The following is a 22312-nucleotide window of genomic DNA, read 5'->3' on the forward strand; positions in this document are numbered from 1 at the left end:
TAATATCAAGTTGGGTTTATTGTTACAACTTATGGTTTACTGAAAACAAAGTTATTTAATATTGTTTAATATGTGTTCAATTTCTATTTTCGTAGGAACTCTAGGATTTGTTTTTGTACATCCATCAAGCAAAGCTCCTTCAGCAATTTCTTGTTTGAATTGTTCAAAAATCTCTGAACTTACACCCGCTTGTTTCAGGCTATTAGGCATTGCTAATTGTTTTTTTAACTGCTCAACCGCTCGAATCAAGTACTTAACACCTATTTTTGTCGTTGATTTTTCATAGCCAAGTAATTTAGCTAAATAAGCATACTTTCCAGCAGTTCGTTCATCATAAGAGTGATTGAAATGGCCACATCCTGCATTATATTGGATTACCTCGCTCAATAATATTGTATTCAATCGTCCATGAGGAACATGTAATTTTGCTCCTGCAGCATGTGCGATCCCATGATTGATACCAAGAGAGGTTAAATTAAAAGCCATACCAGCCATACAAGAAGCATAATGCATTTGCTCCCGTGCTTTTACATCTTCACCATTTTTATAGCATCTTACTAAGTTTTCAAATACGAGAACGACGGCTTTCTCACACAAGGCATCAGAAAATACATTTGCTTTAGTTGAGACATAGGCTTCAAGCGCATGTGTTAACACGTCCATACCTGTATCCGCTGTAATATTTCTCGGTGCACTTATCACCAATTCTGATGCTAAGTATGCTTCATTTGGCTGTATATCAGATGTCACTAATGGATATTTCACTCCCTTATCTTGATTCGTGATAACTGAAAAATTAGTCACTTCAGAACCTGTACCACTCGTTGTCGGAATAACAATAAATGTTAAATTAGTGATTTCTCCAAGTTGCTCCGCAAAAAATTTCATCGCTTTTGCAGCATCAATCGGTGAACCACCGCCAACTGCAAGAAGAATCGTTGGAGTAAAGGCTTTCATCGATTCGATGCCACTTATAACATTTTCAATTGGTGGATCTGGAACAACATTGCTAAAAATTTTAAGTTCATTTTTCTTGCTAAGATGTGTTGTGATTCGCTCGATTTTATTGGACTGAACCATAAAAGGATCTGTTACGATAAAAATTCGTTGATTCTCATACGTATTCAATCCTTCCAGAACATGCTCTCCAATATGAAGCTTAGTTGGAAAAATAATAGTTTCCATGTGATTCTCCTTTCATTTCTTCAAAAAAAACCGCAAAAAAGACATCTATCATCTTCTTCGCAGCTTCTTTGCTTGCTAAAAAACACCACTTTGTGTTTTTGCTTTATTCAGATTATCTTGCTTTATGGATTTTTGAACACAAAAAATAGGCTTCAACCGTTGCGCTGTACTTCATCGTACATACTCCACATTTTTGTGTATACCATTCAGAAATAACATATTCTGAAAAGTACATTCAATGCGCCCTATTGCTTTGCCTCGAAACAATAGTACGGGGTACTAAATTAGAAAGACCTGACTTATAGCATTTCTGCTCATTACAGTGGCGGGACCGTATTGGAATCGAACCAAACTTCCATCTAAATCAATACATATTCAATTTCTACATTTGTATTATAGCACATTCAAAAAAAGAAACAAGTTTTTTTCTAGTAAAATCTCTTTTGACTTTTTATACAAAATCTTCTGGTTTTTCGTTATAATAAAAGAACTATGCGAAACAAAAAAAGAGGTGCTTTCATGAAAACAGAACGTTTGCTTGCTATCATCATGATTTTATTAGATAAAAAACAAGTCAGTGCATCCCAACTAGCCGAAACGTTAGAAGTTTCAGTCCGAACCATTTATCGAGATATCAATTCTCTCAGTGAAGCTGGTATACCAGTAACGACATCACCTGGTGTAAAGGGTGGTATCCAAATTATGGACAATTATAAGATAGATAAACATTTTTTTACATCAGCTGATATTACGTCACTATTGATTGCATTGGAGAGTTTATCTACAAATGTTTCACCACTTCAAATAAATCAAACATTCGAAAAAATAAAAACACTTGTTCCATCAGGATTTATGGAAGAAATCGAATTTAAAACGAACCAAATTGCTATTGATCTGACACCTTGGACTAGTAATCACACCTTGCAACCTTTTTTAGAAATCGTCAAATTTGGTATGGACCAACAACGCTTATTATCTTTCGACTACGCAGATAATAAAGGACGGAAAACAACGCGAATCGTCGAGCCTTACCGACTTGTTTTGAAAGAAATAAGTTGGTATTTACAAGCATATTGTGAAGAAAAATCAGATTTCCGAACATTTAAAATTTCCAGAATGCTTAATTTAAGCTTGTCATCCTCAACTTTTGTTCCTCGAGAATTTAAAGCAAAACCATTAGGAAAAGAACCTTTTTACGGTAAAAATTTTACGATCACGACACTTAAAGTGACACATAAGATCAAAGAACAGCTCATCGATAAATTTGGACAATTAAGTTTTTATCCTTCCAATGATTCTGAGAAATTAATCGTTGAATTCCCTTTTATGGAAGATGAATTTGGCTATAATTTACTTTTAGGTTTTGGTAATCAATGTGAATGCCTCGAGCCCCCTCATGTTAGAACTGAATTAAGAAGACGTATCGAAAATTTACTCGAGCTTTATCAAAAATCATAGACAATAAAAAAGCTTCTCAGCGCGTACTGAAATATCGTACAGTCTGAAAAGCTTTTTATTTTATTTCTTCTTCTTACCGCCAAAAGCATCTTTCATCTTATCAAAGAAACCTTCTTCTTGCTGTTCACTTACGGTTTGACCGCCAGCTTTGGCAAATGTGCGTAATGCTTCTTTTTGTTCGTCATTCAAGTTTTTTGGTGTGATGATTTTAACTTTCACGTGCTGATCGCCATTGGCTCCGCCACGTAAGCGTGGTGCGCCTTTGCCGCGTAAACGGAAATTCGTTTCTGTTTGAGTACCAGCAGGAATTTTTAATTTTACATCTCCATGAACAGTCGGCACTTTGACTTCATCACCAAGTGCTGCTTGTACAAAGCTCAATGGTAAATCATAATAAATTTCTGATCCTTCACGGTCAAAAATGTTGCTATCTTCTACGCTGAATACCACGTATAGATCACCATATGGTCCGCCGTTCATGCCAGCTTCTCCTTGATTTGCCAAACGCATTTGTTGTCCGTCTTCTACTCCGGCTGGAACATTGACTTTTACTTTATGCGCTTTTTTCTCATGTCCAGTTCCATGACATGTCGGACAAGGATCTTTGATTTCTTTACCAGTACCGCGACAAACATCACAGGTTTGGCGACTCATTACGCGGCCAAGTGGTGTTTGGCGTTCAACATTGATTGAACCCGATCCGTGACACTTGTGACACGTTTCAGGATGAGTACCTGGTTTGGCACCATTTCCCCCACAGGTTTCACAATTATCTTCACGATTGTATTGGATTTCTTTTTCTACACCAAAAATCGCTTCTTCAAACTTTAGGTTGACTGTATACTGCAAATCAGATCCTTGCCTTGGAGCAGTCGGATCAACACTACGAGAACCGCCGCCAAAGAATGAATCGAAAATATCTTCAAATCCGCCAAAACCACTACTTGAGAATCCTCCTCCACCAAAGCCACCGAAACCACCAGCGCCTCCGCCGTAGTTTGGATCAGTACCTGCATGACCATATTGATCATATGCCGCTTTCTTTTGAGGATCACTCAACACTTCATATGCTTCAGACACTTCTTTAAATTTATCTTCAGCATCTGCTTCTTTATTGATATCTGGGTGATATTGCTTGGAAAGCTTACGGTAAGCTTTTTTTATTTCATCATCTGAAGCGCCTTTTGCTAAACCCAGGACTTCATAATAATCTCTTTTCGTAGCCATTAGTTCCCCTCCAACTATTATTCCATTTATTTAAAAAAGGATCGACGCCAATTTATTTGCATAAAAACATCGTTGTAATCATACCACAAATTAAGCAAAAGCAAAATAGCTTCCCTTAATTTGCTAGTATTTATCTACAAATAAAGATAGGCAAAGACCAAAGCGATGACTTTGGTCTTTGCCAGCTTGTTAACGATTATTTATCGTCGCCTTCTACTTCTTCAAAGTCAGCATCTACAACATCATCTGCTCCACCTTGTGCAGCTTCAGGATTTTCTTGCGCTTGTTGTTGCGCTGCTTGTTCATAAAGTTTTACTGTTAAGTTTTGAACGATTTCGTTTAATGAATCACGTTTTTCTTTCATTTGTTCGATATCATTCGCTTCAACAGCTGCTTTTAACTCATCACGAGCATCTTCTGCTTTTTTAACTTCTTCAGCATCTACTTTGCCTTCTAATTCTTTCAATGTTTTATCAACAGTGAATAACAGAGCATCAACGTCGTTGCGTAAGTCAACTTCTTCTTTACGAGCTTTATCTGCTTCAGCATTTGATTCAGCATCTTTAACCATACGTTCGATTTCATCATCTGATAAACCTGATGAAGATTTGATTGTAATAGTTTGCTCTTTTTGTGTTCCTAAATCTTTAGCACGGACATTTACGATACCATTTTTATCGATATCAAAGCTTACTTCGATTTGAGGCACACCACGAGGAGCGGCTGGAATATCTGTTAATTGGAAACGACCTAATGTTTTATTATCAGCGGCCATTGGACGTTCACCTTGTAATACGTGAATATCTACAGCTGGTTGATTATCAGCAGCTGTTGAGAATGTTTGAGATTTACTTGTTGGAATCGTCGTATTACGATCGATCAATTTAGTAAATACGCCGCCCATTGTTTCAATACCTAATGATAATGGTGTTACGTCTAGCAATACAACGTCTTTCACATCACCAGTGATAACCCCACCTTGGATTGCAGCACCCATTGCAACTACTTCATCAGGGTTAACTGATTTGTTTGGCTCTTTGTTTGTTTCTTTACGAACAGCTTCAACAACAGCTGGAATACGTGTAGATCCACCAACTAAAATCACTTCGTCGATTTCAGAAGGGTTCAAACCAGCATCTTTCAATGCTTGGCGTACAGGAGTTTTCGTACGTTCTACTAAATCGCTTGTTAATTCATCAAATTTCGCACGAGTTAAGTTCATTTCTAAGTGCAATGGACCAGCGTCTCCTGCTGTGATAAATGGTAAGCTGATTTGTGTTGAAGTAACACCTGATAAATCTTTTTTCGCTTTTTCAGCAGCGTCTTTCAAACGTTGAACAGCCATTTTATCTTTAGATAAGTCAACACCGTTTTCTTTTTTGAATTCTGCTACCATGTAATCGATGATTTTGTTATCAAAGTCATCTCCACCTAGTGCATTGTCACCAGCAGTTGATAATACGTCGAATACGCCATCCCCTAATTCAAGGATCGACACGTCAAAAGTACCACCACCAAGGTCAAATACTAACACTTTTTCGTCTTTATCTGTTTTATCTAAACCATATGCTAATGCTGCTGCAGTTGGTTCGTTAACAATACGTTCAACTTCTAAACCAGCGATTTTACCAGCGTCTTTTGTTGCTTGACGTTGTGCATCGTTGAAGTAAGCTGGAACAGTGATAACCGCTTTATCAACTTTTTCACCTAGATAATCTTCTGCGAAACCTTTTAGATATTGTAAGATCATTGCAGAAATTTCTTGTGGTGTATAAGATTTGCCATCTGCTTCTACTTTGTATCCAGCTTCACCCATATGACGTTTGATTGAAGCAATTGTATGTGGATTTGTCACTGCTTGACGTTTTGCAACTTCACCAACTTGGATTTCTCCATTTTTAAATGATACTACTGAAGGCGTCGTACGGTTACCTTCTGGATTCGCAATGATTTTTGCTTCTCCGCCTTCTAATACTGCAACTGCTGAGTTTGTTGTTCCTAAGTCAATACCAATAATTTTACTCATAATTAATAATCTCCTATCTTCTATTTTATTTTTTTCAATTTATATTAGACAAACATTTTTTTGTTGTTACTGTGCAACAACAACCATGCTTGCTCGTAAAACGCGGTCATGTAATTTATAACCTTTTTGTAATACTTCAACGATTGTATCGGCTGGAAATTCATCGTTTGCCGGAATCGTTTGGACTGCTTGATGTAAATTAGGATCGAAAGCTTCGCCCATAGTTGGGATTTCTTCAATGCCTTCATCTTTCAATGCAGCTTGTAAACCTTCAAGAACCATCGAGATGCCTTTTTTCAAGCTTGCGCCTTGTTCATCATCGACTTCTATTGCCATCGCACGTTCTAAATTATCGATCGAAGGCAATAATTTTTTACCTAAATCCTGTGAGCGATAACGAACTAGTAATTCACGCTCATTTTTAAAACGATTGCTCATATTAGCAATTTCAGCTCGTGCTCTTAAAAACTTGTCTTCCATTTCTGATAATTCAGCTTTGGTATTATCAAGTTCTGTCATTTCTGCTTCTACCTCTGATACACCTGAATCGTCGATAGCGTCCATGCGTTCTTCTTGTAATTCTTCATTTGTTTCTTCTTTATTACTCACTCTGGCAACTTCCCTTCTCATTTCCGTAGAATTATTAGAATTCTATATTTTCAACTTTGCACCTATTCATCAAGAAACCGATAATAAGCACCAAGTTTTGAAGCTAATTCATGGCGGAAAACATCCACTAAACCAAACATTTTTGAATATGGCATGCTTGTCGGTCCTAATAAAGCAATTGTTCCTTTACCGTGACCTGTCACTTCATATGTTGCAGTAATCATACTCATATTGTCAAGTAAATCGTTTCCTATTTCTGAACCGATCCGAATCGCTATTTGCGTATCGGTCTTTTCATCTGCCGTCAACAAATGCGTGATCGCATCTGTATTTTGCATAAAGGAATAAACTGATTTTAGTTGCGTGATGTCCTTTTGTACACCAAAGTCTAAAAGATTCATCCGACCACTGACAAAAACTTTTTCTTCAAAAGCATGTCCTAACATTGCGTCAAATAGATTCATCATACCATCCGGTGTTTGGAAATAGCGATGTAAAATCATCGGAATTTCAGTACGTAAACGATGATAAACGGTCAACAGTGGCTGACCCACCAATTTATCATTGATGATTTGGGTCATCTTCTCCAAGTCTTGACTTGAAACAGATGCTGGAATCGCAAATACTTGGCTTTCCACATTACCTTTATCCGTCACGATGATTGCTATGATCTGGCGTTCGTTTAATGGAACAATTCGAAAACCAGTCAATCTTCGTTCTTTCACTTCAGGACCTAACGAAAAAGCAGTATAACTTGTTAAATCAGAAAGGATTTCAGCTGATTGTTCAATAATATCATTGATTTCATGAAACTCTTTCCCAAATGAATGGCGAATTGTTTCTAATTCATCATGTTCGATTTCAGTAGGACTCAATAAATGATCCACATAGTAGCGATAACCATCCATTGAAGGAATTCTACCGGAAGACGAATGTGTCTTTAGTAATAATCCGTGCTCTTCTAAAGCTTTCATATCATTACGAATCGTTGCCGAACTTGACTTAATTCCTTCTTCCATTAATTTCTTTGATCCTACAGGGCTTCCTGTATTTGTGTATTCTTGGATGATAAGTCGCAAAATATTCTTTTGTCTTTCTGTTATCATAGTTACCACCCTTCATTAGCACTCATGCTATTCAAGTGCTAATACAATTATTAATATAGCAAGTTCTTGCTAAATTGTCAAGAGAAAAACATACTTTTTTAGCACTCTTTGTCATCGAGTGCTAAAAAAGTAAAAAAGAACGAAACAAAAGTCTTTTCGACTATCGTTTCGTTCCTAAAAATTATAACTAAGTTGTCAACTTTTAACTCTATTCTTTATCAATCAAAAATGCTTCAAATACATCATTCCCTAGAAAAAGTCCTTGCTCTGTAAGCTGGATATGGCTTTCATTTTCCAATAATAACCCTTTTTGAATTAACTCTGGAATCGTCTCTTTGTATACTTGGTCTAAAGATAAACCAAATTTGTCTTTGAAACGCACTTTGGAAACACCACTCATTTTTCGTAAGCCTAAGAAAAGTTCTTCTTCCATTTGATTGTTTAGCGTCAAAATTTCCGTTTCAACAGTAGGCAGCTGATTTTCTCTTAGTGGTTTTAAATAATGCTGAATCGGACCATGATTACGGTAACGCGTATGTCCTAAATAGCCACTAGCTCCTGCCCCAAAACCATAATAGTGATCATTATTCCAATAAACCAAATTATGCTGGCTTTCTTGCCCTTTTAACGCAAAGTTACTAACCTCATATTGATGACGTCCCGCTTTTTCCATCGCGATGATCGTTTCTTCGAACATTAGTGCTTCAACTTCTTGATCAGGTAACTGCAGGCGACCTTGTCGTACCCAATTCATAAACATCGTTTTATTTTCTAAAATCAGTGAATACAGCGAATAGTGTGGTAAATCAAGTTCAATTGCTCGTTTTAGCGTATCTCTGAAGCCTTCTAAGGTTTGACCAGGTAAGGCGTAGATCAAATCGATGCTCACATTTAAAAAATCTTCTTTTTCTAAAAACTTCATCGTATCATAGACATCTTCTGCTGTATGTTTGCGCCCAATTTTTTTTAACAACTGATTATCAAAGGTCTGAACTCCCATCGATAAGCGATTTACACCATATTCTTTCATGACCTGTAACTTCTCTTGCGTTAAATCTCCAGGATTTGCTTCTACAGTAAATTCATTCTTATCGTCAAACGGCAATAATTCTCGCACACCTTTCAATAAAACAGCTAATTGTTCCGCTGAAAGTGAAGTAGGTGTTCCGCCTCCAATGTAAATTGTTTCAGTATTACGACTTGGGTATTGTTCTTTTGTTAAACGGATTTCTGTTAAAAGACTTTGGATATACTCGTCTACTGGCTGACCTTCTAAAAAAACTTTATTGAAGTCACAGTAGTAACATATATGTTCGCAAAATGGGATATGTATGTAAGCTGAAATACCATTTGTATCTTTTTTCAATTTTTTATTCCTCCAATTTAGAAGTCTTCTGCTTTTTATGTAACTATATAGAAGACGCATCTTATCTTACCATATTCACTCATAAAATGTTCTAATTTGATTCAATAAATTCTTCAGGTTGACGACAAAAAATGACACCTCGGCTCTTGCATAGAATCCAAAGTGTCATAAAAATTTCCGTCTAGAGTAACTCTTGATATTTTCTCATATATATTTTTTTTATCACCGTTACTAAAAGTAAATACGCAATGATTGTTGGAATCAAATAAAAAAAGTAATTTCCTGGTAATGGTGCAAATCCAATACTTGCTCCTAGGTTGGTAAATGGTAAAGTCGTTCCAATTAAAATCCCGATCGATGTAACTAGCGTAAGTATTCCAGATGCTCTACTTTGAAGAAATGGTATCTTCGGTGTTCTCAAGATGTGAAGCACCAACATTTGCGACCATAATGATTCAATAAACCAACCTGCATGGAAAATCGCAATAAACACTAGTTGCTTATCAGCTGTTAACGAGAAGAAACTTCCGCCCAAAATAGCTGGACAAATAATAAAATACATAAATAGATAGGTCACAATATCAAAAATTGAACTTGTCGGTCCAAACCATTTCATAAATGAACCAATCGATTTTGCTTCCCATTTCTTAGGTTTCTCTACATACTCTGCGTCAACATTATCCCATGGAACTGACATACAAGATGTATCATAAATCAAGTTCAAGAAAAGTGACTGAATCGGTGCCACTGGCAAGAAAGGTAAGAAGATACTTGCTGGAATAACAGAAAATACATTACCAAAATTTGAACTTGCCGTCATTTTGATATATTTCATTGTATTACTAAACACTTTACGTCCAGATATGATACCTTGTTCCAGAACCATAAGATCTTTCTGTAGTAAAATGACATCTGCTGATTCTTTTGCAATATCAACTGCCGTGTCTACAGAAATTCCTACATCAGATACTTTCATAGCTCCAGCATCATTTATCCCATCTCCCATAAACCCAACTGTTTTTTCGTTCTTTTTCAAGGCTTTAACGATTTTCGTTTTTTGGTCTGGTGTCACTTTCGTGAAGATGTTGTATTCGTTGACTGTACGTTCTAACTCAGCATCGGATAATTTAGCTATCGTTGAACCATCGATCATTTTTTCGGTTCCAAGGCCAACTTCTCTACAAACAGATCGTGTAACTAACTGATTATCACCCGTTAAAATTTTCACCGAAACGCCATTGTTCTTTAACGCATTGATTGCTGCAGCAGCCGTTTCTTTGGGAGGATCTAAAAATGCCAGATAGCCTTGTAAAACTAATTCTTTCTCATCTTCAACAGAATAATCGTCTAATTGATTGTTGACTTTTTTATCAGCGATCGCTAATACTCGTAAGCCATCTTCGTTTAATTCTTTCACTGTTTTTAAAACTTGTTTTTTAACTTCAGGAGTGAGTGGAATAATGTTTCCATGCTGATGGATATAAGAACAAGCTTGCAGCATTTCTTCAACTGCTCCTTTAGTAATCAAGGAACTTTGATTAGATCTTCTATTTTTAACCACTACACTCATTCTTCTACGATTAAAATCAAAAGGAATTTCGTCGATTTTAAAGTAATCTTCTTCGTCGATGGATAATTCTTTTGATGTCGCTTCAATAATTGCTTTATCGATCAGATTTCGTAGACCCGTTTGAAAATAACTATTTAAAAAAGCAGAATGTAAGACTTCTTGATCTTCTTGACATGAAGTGTTGTAGTGATATTCTAAAATGACTTTATCTTGTGTTAGTGTTCCTGTCTTATCTGTGCATAAAATATCCATCGCACCAAAATTTTGAATGGCATTGACATTTTTCATGATCGTGCCTTCTTTTGCCATATCTCTAGAGCCTTTAACTAAATTAGTTGTAACGATCATCGGCAACATTTCCGGCGTAAGTCCTACAGCTGTCGCAATTGCAAACATCAACGCTTCACTCCAGTTACCTTTCGTGATTCCATTGATCAAAAACACAGCTGGCGTGATGACCATCATAAAACGAATCAACAACCATGTTGTTTTATTGACTCCTAATTCAAAACTTGTTTTTTTCTCATCATCCGCTACATCTTGTGCAATTTTTCCAAATAATGTATGATCGCCAACTCGAACAGCTACACCAACTCCGCTGCCGCTGACTACATTACTACCTAAAAATAATAGATTTTCAAAATCCGTTTGGTTGTTATTTGTAGAAACAAAATTTTTAACTTTTTTTTCAACTGGAAAGCTTTCTCCAGTCATGGCTGATTGTGAAACGAATAAATCCTTAGCATGAATCAAACGTAAATCTGCTGGAATCATGTCGCCAGCCGAAAGTTTAACTAAATCGCCACAAACAACTTCATCCATCGGAATTTCCATTTCTTTATTTTCCCTCGTGACTGTCGCAGTGATTTGGATCATATTTTGTAATTTACTAACTGCATTGCTTGATTTTACTGATTGAACCAGTGTCATCGTGCCACTTAATAAAACCATGACCAGCATAATCAAAACACCAGCAAGATCTTTTTCACTTGGATCAGCGTAGACATATTCGGTGAAAAATGAGATAGTGGCAAGTATCATTAATACAACAGTGAATGGCGTAACATAAGATTTTATCACAGTATAAAAAAATGATTTCTTTTTATCATCCGTGATTTTGTTTACACCAAATTTTTCTTTTGAGCGTTGAACTTCTCTGGCTTTTAATCCATCCCAGGAAGACGAAAAACTCTCTAATACTTTATCGATAGATAAATTAGCTAATTTTTGGTACGCTTTTTCATGGATCATGTTCTTCATTTCTTTTTGCATCTGGATTATCCTCTTTTCTTTTAGTTGATTCGCTTTCTATCGAACTATCTTCCGACACGGGAACCACTTCCTTTCCACACAAAAAGAGCGCACTGAAAACTCAGCCCGCTTTGCCGTGAGTCTTCATAATCGTTGAGTTTTGGCACTATACAACGTAAAAAGCCTAAGCTTTTAGCTACCTTAAGAAAAGCCTTAATTCGACAGTTCCTGTTCTACCCATTGGCGTCTCTCGACATTTTTGGGCAGTAGCCTGTGTTTGTATAGGAGCCTCACCTAACAAGAAGAATTACACTACTATTCTAATGAGTTACGGTCTTTTTTTATAGACTTAAAAACTTATACCGCTATAACTTTTTTCGAATGTTGTTTTATACATCCACTTAAAATCAAAATACTTTTTATTAGTTGTCAACGAATCATTCGTAAAAATGAATACAGCTATGAATAAAAAAAGATGGTTAGATCGAGCATTTTTATTTATGATAGTTTTATAGACGAACATCCCAACTTCGTTTATGCAGAATCCATACTCCTTTTTACAAAGTTAACTCTGATAAATCCCACTTCGTCTTTCCTGCGAAGTGGGATTTGTTCTCTCCAGAATTCCTTATGCACTCTTTACAAAAAAGAATAGTGCTATAAGTAAAATGATATGGTTTAAATTCATCATTAAGCATACAATAAACAAGTAAATAATTTATTTACAATGTATAATTTAAAGTTCATCACTTATTATCAGAAGACAATTTACTGATAAAAGCCTCTTCAATTGGTTTGCTATCACCAATTGAAGAGGCTCTTTTCCTACTTACTTTAAATTTATTCTTTCTCTTATAGAATAGATTGTAATTATTTCCAGTTAATAATATATACTATTTAATTTTTTATATATTTTTGCAAAAAAAGAACTATTTTATCTAAAATTATTTTATCTTGGTTGTAAATAGAATTTTATTTTTCTCAAGTGAAGGAGATGTGAAGATGAAACTAAAGCACTTAGACTATTTTTTAGCGTTATGTAAAAACAAAAGCTTCACTAAGACATCGGAGGAATTAGGGATTTCTCAACCCTATTTGAGCACTCATATTCGCGAATTAGAACTGGAACTAAATGCTCAATTGATAACAAGGGATTATGGTAATAATAAGTTAACACCCGAAGGGCATGTTTTAAAGACAAGAGGAGAAAAGATTTTTCAAGAATTTGAAATGGCTGTTAATGAAATCAACTTGCTCGTTCATACTGGTGAAACTGCTACAATCAAAATCGGTACTAATTTACCCGATATTGATTATCTGATTGCCAAATTATTAACAGAATTTTATAAATACTATCCTTCTGTTTCACTTGAATACAGTTATTACGAAAACTTAGAAGAGGTATTAGAACATAATGACATTGACATCGCTATTGGTATTTTATCTGAAACAAATTCTAAAATAACAAGTGACTTGATTTTCTCTGAATCATATGTTGTCTTCACTAGCACTAAAAATCAGTTAGCCAATTTGAATGAATTATCGGCAGCAGATTTGCTGCAAATACCTCTAATCAATTATTCAAATAAAATTTATGAAAAAAAAATAATCCATTCTTGGATCGAATCAAATCATCCTGAACTTAAGGATAATCGCTATTATGAACTTCCTTCCACAATCTCAATATTAAATCTGGTCGATCAAAATTTTGGCGTGGCATTTCTACCCTATTCGTTGGTAGATTCAATTCCTCATTACTTAAATGTTGTGTCTGTCGAGATGATTGAGGGTCCATTTAGAAATATTTCTATTGGCTATTCTTCAAGCTCTCCGCTCTCAAAAACACATGAGTATCTAATTGAACAGCTTCAATATATCTTTTAATTTTATTTGAAAGGAGTAAATGCTTATGGAACTAACCCATTTAAATTACTTTTTAACATTATGTGAGCAAAAACAATTCACTAGAGCGAGTAACAAACTTGCTATTTCACAGGCTGCACTAAGTAAGCAGATAAAAAACCTTGAAGACGAAATTGGAACAGCCTTATTTTTTAGAAATGGCGGAGACTGTCAACTAACTCCAGCTGGGAAAATATTGGAAAGTCATTGTTGGCGGATCAAACAAGAAATGCTTTATATTTGTGAAGAAATCAATGACCTTTCTACCACAGAAGAACCTGATATGACAACGATCAAAGTTTCTCTTTTTTTAAATGACCTAGAATTTAAATTAAACGATACTCTTTCTGCTTTGTTTCATGAATATAAACATTTAAGAATAAATACGATTATTTCAGACAACATTTTCAAATCGCTTGAAACGTTGGAATCCGATATTGGGATTGGTCCTTCCATCACAAATGTACCTTCCACAATCAATAAAATAGATATTTATTCCAATGAATACAAAATGATCATACGAAAAGAGCATCCAATTTTAAGTAACGCAACAATCACTTTAGACTTATTTAACGACTATCCGTTTATTTTTTTTAATAAAACGTTTCTCGAGACAAAAACAATTTATGATTGGATGGCTATTCATCTTCCTGAAAGGTCTCAGGAGTATGATATTCAAGTCGACACTACTGAATTGATCCTCTATATGGTAAACAACACAGATACTTTTTCAATCGTTCCACAGTATTTAGAATGCCATCTCGATGCTCTAAACATCACCTCGATCAATCACGAAAGCCTTCCTATGAGAGTAATGTCTATTTATTATCTTAAAAATAAATATATGAGAACTCAACTAAAACAAGTATTGTCATCTTTTACCAACGCTTCGTTTTATTGACTCCTAGCAACCAAATTGATGATCAAAAAAAGAGGGAAACAAAACTCACTATAAGTTTTGTTTCCCTCTCAAAATCAGAATAAACTTGATGGATCACTTTTTCTTTTGTGCACTAGATTCTGAAGTTTTTTTATCCGCCTCTTTGGAACCAGATTTTTCATGCTTCTCTTTTTTGCTGGATTCTACAGAACTACTACTTTTCTCAACTTGGGAGGACGAGGACGTTCCGGATTTATCTTTATTCTTTTCCGAATTTTTCCCACATCCTACTAAAGCCACTGAACATAGCAAAACTGTTGCTCCTAAAATGATTTTTTTCATAGTCTTCATCCTCCTAATAATTAATAAGCAACTATTTCTGCTTATCTTCAATTATGACAGAATAAAAAGGATGAACCATCCTAAAATACTTATAGAGCTATTACTTTGTTTACACTAGCCGTTCTGTTAAAAGCTGGATTCATATTTTATTAAAAGGAGTATTAAATGGGATTGTTCAAAAAATAATCGGCAGTGTCTTGTTCATCTTGTTTTAACTGCACTATTAAATTTTCTGCTCCGTCAAACTTGACCTGATCCCGCAAATAATGATTCCAACGTACCGTTACTTGTTCACCGTAAATATCTTGATGGAAATCCAAAATATAAACTTCTACTGTCAACTCACGGCCATCACCAAAGGTATCATTGTGTCCAATCGATCCCATACCAACATGCCATTTGTTTCCAACTTGAATTTTCACAGCGTAAACACCAATTCTAGGCAGACGAACAGTACTTTTCACTTTGATATTAGCCGTTGGAAAGCCTAACAAACGACCTCTAGCATCACCATGCACCACTGTTCCCTCAGTTTCATAAACGTAGCCGAGTAGTTCCGTCACTTCTTCCATTCGACCATGTTCCATCAATTCACGAATTCTTGTTGAACTGATTTTTGCGCCATCTAACTCTTCCTTACTTACCGTAACAACCTCAAATCGATTTTTGGCATAGCCTGGTAAATGAGCAACATCGGCAATATCTTTAGGTCCATAAGTGTAATCAAAACCTGAAACTGCAGCTTTGGCATTTAGTCCGACAATATATTGATCTACAAATTCCTGAGGTGCTAGGCACGCAAACGCCGAAGTAAATTCAATCACATATAAAATATCTACACCTAAATTTTCCATCAATCGTTCTTTTTGCTCTAAGCTATTCAAATATTTCATATTCTCAGGCAATACTTTTTGGAAAACAATAGATGGATGCTGATTAAACGTCATTACTGCTAGTTTCAAGCCGTTTTCTATCGCAATTTTTTTACCTGTTTCAATTACTTTTTGATGTCCACGATGAACACCGTCAAAAAAGCCTAAGACCATAACAACGTCATCAGCTGGAATTTGTTCTGAATTATAAGGATGTCGAATTGGAATGATTTGCATGATAAAACTTCTTTCTATTAATTATTTCTTAGCACTTTGCTAGGTTTCAATACATTGGGTTTAGTTGGATGTGCCATATATAAGCTCACCACTTGATCTTGATAAAATAAAGCGACTAAGTCTTGCGGCATCTCTGTTAAAGTCAATTCAATCGGACTTAATCGAACGCCATTTTTGACTTTCTGATAAAGTTCGTTAGATAAATTGATGCGTGGAAATCGATCAATGGCTGTTTCAATGGGCAATAATGTTTTATGGATTTCATTTTGTTCCATTTTTTCTGCAACTTGTCTTAAAGTTAAACATTGCTCTGCTGTTAAGCCACCACTTGCCGTACGTGTTAAATCAGACATGTGCGCAGGCACTCCTAAGGCAAGGCCTGTGTCTACAGATAAAGTTCTAACATAAGTTCCTTTACCGCAAACAACTTTAAAGCGCCAGCTTTGTGTCCCTTTAACCTCATCAAATTCAGGCTCACTAGTGCGTTCAAAAGAATAAATTGTCGCTTTTCTCACTGGACGCTCCACTTCTTCACCATTTCTGGCATATTCATACAGGCGTTTTCCGTTGACTTTTACTGCTGAAAACATCGGTGGAATTTGTGTGATAACGCCAGTCATCGTCTGCATAGCTGCATCAACTTCTTCGTTTGAAAAAGGTTTAAACAACGCTACTTTCTCAACTACTTCTCCACTAATATCTTCTGTTGTCGTAGAAAAACCAAGCGTAATTTCTCCTTCATATGTCTTACCAGAATCAACCATATATTCAATTACTTTCGTTCCTTTTCCAATACAAATAGGTAAAACCCCAGAGACATCAGGATCTAAAGTACCGCCGTGACCAATTTTTTTTGTATGTAAAATTTTCCTTAGTTTGAAAACACAGTCATGACTTGTCATGCCAGCTTCTTTCCATAAAGGTAAAATACCGTCCATCTAATTGTTCCTCCAAAATTTAAGTATCAACTGATTTATTATAGCATAGAAGAGAAGAGAAATTCATTTTTTTAAAACTCACTTTAATAGATCCTACCTTTGACCGACCCAAAAATAAAAAAAGCGTAAAACAAAACGAGAAAAGAAGTTTTGCTTCACGCTTTTATTTTAATGCAAGAGGCTGAATAAATGGCGGGAGTAGAAGCAACTCCTTCTTATTTTCTCGGAGTTAAACACTTCTGTCACAACCTCATTGTTGTTACGCAGAATGTCCTACAATTACACCACCAGCATAGCCAAATCCAACACGTGTCATGCCAGGATTCAACTCCCAATCTCGGTGACCTGTTCCAGATGGTGATGACATGTTAGTCTCATTATACCATGCCATAATGACAGAATTACCTGGAGCAAACATAAAGGCAATCACTTCATCTCCTCTGTTCCAATGATCGGAAGGCACTTTGTAGTCTTGCATGATCGAAGCACGACTGCTAGCTGCGGCTGCAAGTCCCGCATCCCAACTCACTGGATTCAATCCATGAGCTGCTCTTAAAGAGTTTAGAGCTTGGAATGTTGCATCACCAGAAGTAACAGGTGGCGTAACTGGTTCAGTAGGCTTTTCTGATGGTCCAGTGCTTTCTTGATTGTTTCCGTTGTTCCCTGTATTGGGATTATCCGTCGATTGATTTGTTTCCTCAGTATCAGCTGGTGCGGTTGTGTTCTCCGTAGTACTTTCACTTTGATCAGTAGTTTTTTCTGGTGCTTTCGAGGTATCAACCTTTTTAGCAGTCTCAACTTTTTTTGCTTCTTTGTTTTTCGCTTCTTTATCAAGCTGAGCTTTTAATGCTTCTTGTTGATCTTTTAAAAGTTTACTTTTTGAACTTTCAGCACCTGAAGTTTCAGAGTCTACTTCTGCTTTTAGAACATTCAAATCTGCTTGCTTGGCAACTAGATTTTCTTGTTCTTTTTCAAGCTGAAGCGTTGCTTTTTCTACATTAGCTAGATTCGTTTGAATAGTCGATTTTTTACTTTCAACAAGTGCTTTGTCTTCTTTTTGTTGTTTAACTAAATCGTTATTTGCTGTCATAATTGAAGAAATTGCCTGAACTCGTCCTACAGCATCCGTAATTGATTCTGAATTTAAAATCATATCCAGAATTTGGGTCCCTTGTCCATTCACTTGAACGTTTCTTCCTTGCTTTTGAATTGCTTCTGTTCTTTTATTGATTCGCATATCTAGTGCAGCGATATCTTTTTTTAGTTGTTCAGATTCTTTTGTTAATTCTGTTTTTTGTTTATTAAGCGAAACACCTTCATCAAAAATAGAAGAAATTTCTTCTTCTAATGAGCTAATTTGTGCTGCTACACCTTTTTGTTTTTCTTTTAATGCTGAAATTTCTTTATCTTGTTGTTCTATTTTTTTATCAGTTGTCTCGGCCAACGAACTAATTGGTACTATTGTTCCTCCAACTGTAACCATACTAACTATTAATAATGACAAATTCTTTTTCTTCACTATTAACCCTCCATTTTCTTCAACAGTATCTTTGATAAGACTTGTACTATATATGATAGCACAAATTTTATTTATTTGATCGAAAAAAGTATTACAATTTCTTTCAATACAGTTACAAAAAAATAAGTCTATTACAAAAAATAAGTAAAAAAACCGAAAAGGAATGATCCTCTTCGGCTTTTTAGCGTTCTATTTTTCTATTCACCTTGATTCAATTTGCGAATCAACTCATCAATATGATTACCATACTGAACAGATTCATCTTGTTCAAAAATCAGTTCCGGCGTTTTATACAATGTCAAACGTTGGCCTAATTCTTTTCGGATCAATCCTTTGGCTTTATCTAATCCTTGTTGCGCTTTTTGTTGATCAGAAGCTAGATCAGATAACAAACTGTAATAAATCGTCGCTTGTTGCAGATCTCCAGTTACTCGAACATCTGTAATTGTAATATCTTGCACACGTGGGTCTCTTACGCGCTTTCTCAATATATCATTGATTTCACGCATAATTTCTTGACCTACTCGGCGGTCACGATAATTCGCCATACTGTTTCTCCTTCTTTCTTACTTTAGTTGGTATTATTGTTTGATTTCTTCCATAACAAATCCTTCGATTACATCATCAACTTTAAGGTCATTGAAGTTTTCAACCATCGCACCACATTCAAAGCCAAGTTTAACTTCTTTGGCATCGTCTTTGAAACGTTTCAAACTAGATAGTTTACCTTCAAAGATAACGATTCCGTCACGGATCACACGAACGCCACTATCACGGCGGATAGAACCTTCTGTTACGTAACAGCCAGCGATCGTTCCAACTTTAGATACTTTATAAAGTTCACGAACCGTCATTTGACCAGTAATTTTTTCCTCAAATTCAGGATCAAGCATACCTTTCATCGCTGTTTCGATTTCTTCAATTGCTTTGTAGATGATACGGTGTAGACGGATATCTACTTCTTCTTGATCTGATTGTTGTTTTGCTTGCGGTGTTGGACGAACGTTAAATCCAATGATGATCGCATTACTTGCTGCAGCAAGTGTAACATCACTTTCATTGATTGCACCAACAGCCGAGTGAACGATTTTCACACGAACGCCAGCAACTTCGATTTTTTGTAAGCTAGCTGCAAGAGCTTCAGCTGTACCTTGTACATCTGCTTTGATAATCACGTTAACATCTTTCAATTCGCCTTCTTTTAGACTTTCGAACAAGTTGTCTAATGTTACACGATTGTTTGATGAACGTTGTTCAAGCTGTGCGCGTTTGCCGCGTTCTTCACCAGCTTGACGAGCTGTTTTTTCATCTTCAAAGACTACAAAACGATCGCCTGCTTGCGGCACATCATTCAAACCAGTGATTTCAACTGGTGTTGCTGGACCTACAGCTTTATCGCGACGGCCGATATCATTCGTCATAACACGGACACGCCCAAAGGTATTCCCAACAACGATAGGGTCTCCAACACGTAATGAGCCTTGTTGAACAAGTAATGTAGCAACAGGTCCTTTACCTTTATCTAAACGAGCTTCGATTACTGTGCCGATTGCACGTTGGGTTGGATCAGCTTTCAGGTCTTCTACTTCGGCAATCAAAAGAATATTTTCTAGTAATTCTTCGATGTTTTGATTGAATTTGGCTGAAATATTTACGAAGATCGTATCTCCGCCCCATTCTTCTGGAATTAAACCATGTTCACTTAGTTCTTGCTTAACGTGATCAGGATTAGCACCTGGTTTATCAACTTTATTGACAGCTACGATGATCGGTACTTCAGCCGCTTTTGCATGGTTGATCGCTTCAACCGTTTGCGGCATTACACCATCATCTGCTGCAACGACTAAGATCGTAATATCTGTGATACCTGCTCCACGAGCACGCATGCTTGTAAACGCAGCATGTCCTGGTGTATCTAGGAAAGTAATTGGTTTCCCATCGATATCGATTTGATATGCACCAATATGTTGAGTGATACCACCTGCTTCGCCAGAAGTTACGCGTGAATTACGCAATGTATCTAACAAAGTCGTTTTACCGTGGTCAACGTGTCCCATGATTGTTACAACTGGCGGACGTGTCACAAGATTATCTTCAACTAACGCTTCTGGTTCGAAGAATTTATCGATATCCGCAACATCAACTTGAATTTTTTCTTGTGGCTCCATACCGTAATCTACAGCTAACAATTCAATCGTTTCTTTATCTAATGATTGGTTTTGATTGACCATAACACCCATCATAAATAGTTTTTTGATGATTTCAGCTGGTTCGCGGTGGATTTTCTTCGCGATGTCTGCTACGTTCATTCCTTCTGTATATTCTAATACATCTGGCAATTCACGGAATTTACGTGCTGGCACTGCTGGTTTTGTCGATTCTTGGTATTTACCTTTTTTGCCTTTTTTGTTGAATCTGTTGCGGTTTTGGTTGTTGTAGCCATTACGGTTACGATTTTGACCTCCACCTCCGCCGAAACTATTGCCTCGGTTTCCAGTATTCGTATTGTTACGATTTTGATTTCCTTGTGCGTTATTTCTAGTTTGTCCTTGTTGCGGACGATTTTGTTGTCCTGTTTGTGTAGCTGGACGATTTTGATTTGTGTTTTGTGTGTTGCTTTGTGTATTACGATTTTGGTTGTTACTTGGTGTACTACCTTGTGTGTTACGATTTTGATTATTGTTACGGTTTTGGGTATTTTGTTGTCCTGCTTGTGCTGGACGGTTTTGATTGTTTTGTTGCGGACGATTTTGCTGTCCTTGATTCGAATGGTTTTGAGTCATATTTTGGCTGCTTCCTTGCATGTTTCGATTTTGGTTGTTGCGATTTTGATTATTTTGTTGTCCTTGTTGTGCTGGACGATTTTGGTTTTGGGTATTTTGTTGCGGACGATTTTGTTGTCCATTTTGTTGTGGTCTATTTTGATTTTGGTTTGGTCTATTCCCATTTTGGTTAGCTGGTTTTGGATTTGCTGGTTTTGTTTGCCCTTGACCACTTTGTGTTGCTTGTGGTTTTGCTGCAGGTTTTTGTTGTGTATTTGCAGGTTTATTTCCTCCAAATGAGTTGCGAAGTTTTGATTCGTCCTCAGAAGAAATTGCGCCCATGTGATTTTTCACATCCATACCTAAAGCATGTGCTTTTTCGACAACATCTTTACTTGATTGATTGATCTCTTTTGCTAATTCATAAATTCTTTTTTTCCCCATGCAATCACCTTCCTAACCTTTGATTAGTTCCTTGAACTTCGTCGCAAAGCCCTGATCATTGATTCCGATCACCATACGTGTTCTACCGATCGCGTGACTTAATTCTGAATGTAAAAACGACTGAGTGCAAGGAACATTATAATAAGAACATTTGTCCTTGATTTTTTTTCTTGTATTATCACTAGCGTCAGAGGCAACAAAAACGAATTTCGCTTTATTGCTTCTGATATCACCGATAGTCAATTCTTCACCAGTCACTAGTTTTCCAGCTCTCATAGCCAAACCTAATAAATTCAATATTTTTTCTTTATCCATTGCCGAACAACTCATTCCGTGCTTTTTGGTGTTCAACATAGTCTAATAATTCTTGGTAGAAATCATCTGTCAATGTTGTTTCCAACACACGGTCTAAGATATGCTTGTCCCAAGCATCCTGGACTTCTTTAGGTTCAAGTGAAACATAAGCACCTCGTCCTGGCATTTTCCCTGTAGGATCGATTGCCACTTCGCCTTCTTTAGAACGCGTGATTCGAACTAATTCTTTTTTGGGTTTCATTTCGCCTGAAACAACAGATTTACGCATCGGGACTTTTCTTTTTTTCATTTTATTCCCTCCAA

At 36.3% G+C, this 22312-nt stretch carries 17 protein-coding genes, 1 pseudogene and 2 riboswitches; of the genes and pseudogenes, 3 read left to right on the top strand and 15 right to left on the bottom strand.

Going from position 1 to position 22312, the window contains the following annotated elements; translation table 11 throughout:
* Nucleotides 1–51: 51 nt before the first annotated feature.
* On the bottom strand, nucleotides 52–1185 hold the full coding sequence (locus BCR21_RS02515; RefSeq protein ID WP_069644939.1) for a 1-propanol dehydrogenase PduQ: 1134 nt from the start codon (nucleotides 1183–1185) through the stop codon (nucleotides 52–54).
* A 238-nt stretch (nucleotides 1186–1423) separates the two neighbouring features.
* Nucleotides 1424–1566: riboswitch (adenosylcobalamin (AdoCbl) riboswitch) on the bottom strand.
* A 138-nt stretch (nucleotides 1567–1704) separates the two neighbouring features.
* Here BCR21_RS02515 and BCR21_RS02520 point away from each other — a divergent pair.
* On the top strand, nucleotides 1705–2643 hold the full coding sequence (locus BCR21_RS02520; RefSeq protein WP_069644940.1) for a helix-turn-helix transcriptional regulator: 939 nt from the start codon (nucleotides 1705–1707) through the stop codon (nucleotides 2641–2643).
* Between the two features lie 60 nt (nucleotides 2644–2703).
* On the opposite strand, the gene dnaJ is transcribed toward BCR21_RS02520, so the two are convergent.
* The 6 genes and pseudogenes from dnaJ to mgtA form a co-directional block, all read right to left on the bottom strand.
* Nucleotides 2704–3870, bottom strand: a complete 1167-nt coding sequence (gene dnaJ / locus BCR21_RS02525) for a molecular chaperone DnaJ (RefSeq protein WP_069644941.1) — start codon at nucleotides 3868–3870, stop codon at nucleotides 2704–2706.
* Between the two features lie 196 nt (nucleotides 3871–4066).
* On the bottom strand, nucleotides 4067–5896 hold the full coding sequence (gene dnaK, locus BCR21_RS02530; RefSeq protein ID WP_069644942.1) for a molecular chaperone DnaK: 1830 nt from the start codon (nucleotides 5894–5896) through the stop codon (nucleotides 4067–4069).
* A 66-nt stretch (nucleotides 5897–5962) separates the two neighbouring features.
* A complete protein-coding gene (gene grpE / locus BCR21_RS02535; protein WP_069644943.1) occupies nucleotides 5963–6526 on the bottom strand; it encodes a nucleotide exchange factor GrpE in 564 nt (187 codons plus the stop codon).
* 41 nt (nucleotides 6527–6567) lie between these two features.
* On the bottom strand, nucleotides 6568–7611 hold the full coding sequence (gene hrcA, locus BCR21_RS02540) for a heat-inducible transcriptional repressor HrcA (RefSeq protein ID WP_069644944.1): 1044 nt from the start codon (nucleotides 7609–7611) through the stop codon (nucleotides 6568–6570).
* Between the two features lie 208 nt (nucleotides 7612–7819).
* Complete coding sequence (hemW, locus tag BCR21_RS02545; protein ID WP_084013198.1) at nucleotides 7820–8977, bottom strand: radical SAM family heme chaperone HemW; 1158 nt, start codon at nucleotides 8975–8977, stop codon at nucleotides 7820–7822.
* Nucleotides 8978–9158: 181 nt separating this feature from the next.
* A pseudogene (gene mgtA / locus BCR21_RS02550) lies at nucleotides 9159–11849 on the bottom strand (magnesium-translocating P-type ATPase); the annotation flags it as partial.
* Between the two features lie 87 nt (nucleotides 11850–11936).
* Nucleotides 11937–12107, bottom strand: a riboswitch (M-box (ykoK) riboswitch).
* A gap of 693 nt (nucleotides 12108–12800) precedes the next feature.
* Between mgtA and BCR21_RS02555 the strand changes: the two are divergent.
* Together BCR21_RS02555 and BCR21_RS02560 are read left to right on the top strand one after the other, a co-directional pair.
* Nucleotides 12801–13682: a LysR family transcriptional regulator gene (locus tag BCR21_RS02555; protein ID WP_069644947.1), complete on the top strand. Its 882-nt coding sequence runs from the start codon at nucleotides 12801–12803 to the stop codon at nucleotides 13680–13682.
* Between the two features lie 25 nt (nucleotides 13683–13707).
* Complete coding sequence (locus tag BCR21_RS02560; protein WP_069644948.1) at nucleotides 13708–14601, top strand: LysR family transcriptional regulator; 894 nt, start codon at nucleotides 13708–13710, stop codon at nucleotides 14599–14601.
* 93 nt (nucleotides 14602–14694) lie between these two features.
* On the opposite strand, the gene BCR21_RS02565 is transcribed toward BCR21_RS02560, so the two are convergent.
* The 8 genes from BCR21_RS02565 to rnpM form a co-directional block, all read right to left on the bottom strand.
* A complete protein-coding gene (locus BCR21_RS02565; RefSeq protein ID WP_069644949.1) occupies nucleotides 14695–14922 on the bottom strand; it encodes a hypothetical protein in 228 nt (75 codons plus the stop codon).
* A gap of 161 nt (nucleotides 14923–15083) precedes the next feature.
* Nucleotides 15084–16031 carry a riboflavin biosynthesis protein RibF gene (ribF, locus tag BCR21_RS02570; protein WP_069644950.1) on the bottom strand — a complete coding sequence of 316 codons (948 nt, stop codon included), beginning with the start codon at nucleotides 16029–16031 and terminating at the stop codon, nucleotides 15084–15086.
* 17 nt (nucleotides 16032–16048) lie between these two features.
* Nucleotides 16049–16969 carry a tRNA pseudouridine(55) synthase TruB gene (truB, locus tag BCR21_RS02575; protein WP_069644951.1) on the bottom strand — a complete coding sequence of 307 codons (921 nt, stop codon included), beginning with the start codon at nucleotides 16967–16969 and terminating at the stop codon, nucleotides 16049–16051.
* Nucleotides 16970–17228: 259 nt separating this feature from the next.
* Nucleotides 17229–18488: a PcsB-like coiled-coil domain-containing protein gene (locus BCR21_RS02580; protein ID WP_069644952.1), complete on the bottom strand. Its 1260-nt coding sequence runs from the start codon at nucleotides 18486–18488 to the stop codon at nucleotides 17229–17231.
* A gap of 197 nt (nucleotides 18489–18685) precedes the next feature.
* Nucleotides 18686–19036, bottom strand: a complete 351-nt coding sequence (rbfA, locus tag BCR21_RS02585) for a 30S ribosome-binding factor RbfA (RefSeq protein WP_069644953.1) — start codon at nucleotides 19034–19036, stop codon at nucleotides 18686–18688.
* Between the two features lie 33 nt (nucleotides 19037–19069).
* Entirely contained in the window at nucleotides 19070–21694 is a 2625-nt protein-coding gene (gene infB / locus BCR21_RS02590) for a translation initiation factor IF-2 (RefSeq protein ID WP_069644954.1), read from the bottom strand.
* Between the two features lie 12 nt (nucleotides 21695–21706).
* Nucleotides 21707–22009 (bottom strand): YlxQ-related RNA-binding protein, encoded by a 303-nt coding sequence (locus BCR21_RS02595; RefSeq protein WP_069644955.1) that lies wholly within the window; start codon nucleotides 22007–22009, stop codon nucleotides 21707–21709.
* A complete protein-coding gene (rnpM, locus tag BCR21_RS02600; protein WP_069644956.1) occupies nucleotides 22002–22298 on the bottom strand; it encodes an RNase P modulator RnpM in 297 nt (98 codons plus the stop codon). Before rnpM ends, BCR21_RS02595 begins: the two co-directional genes overlap by 8 nt.
* Between the last annotated feature and the right edge of the window lie 14 nt (nucleotides 22299–22312).

This window comes from Enterococcus ureasiticus (assembly GCF_001730285.1).
Lineage (GTDB): Bacteria > Bacillota > Bacilli > Lactobacillales > Enterococcaceae > Enterococcus_L > Enterococcus_L ureasiticus.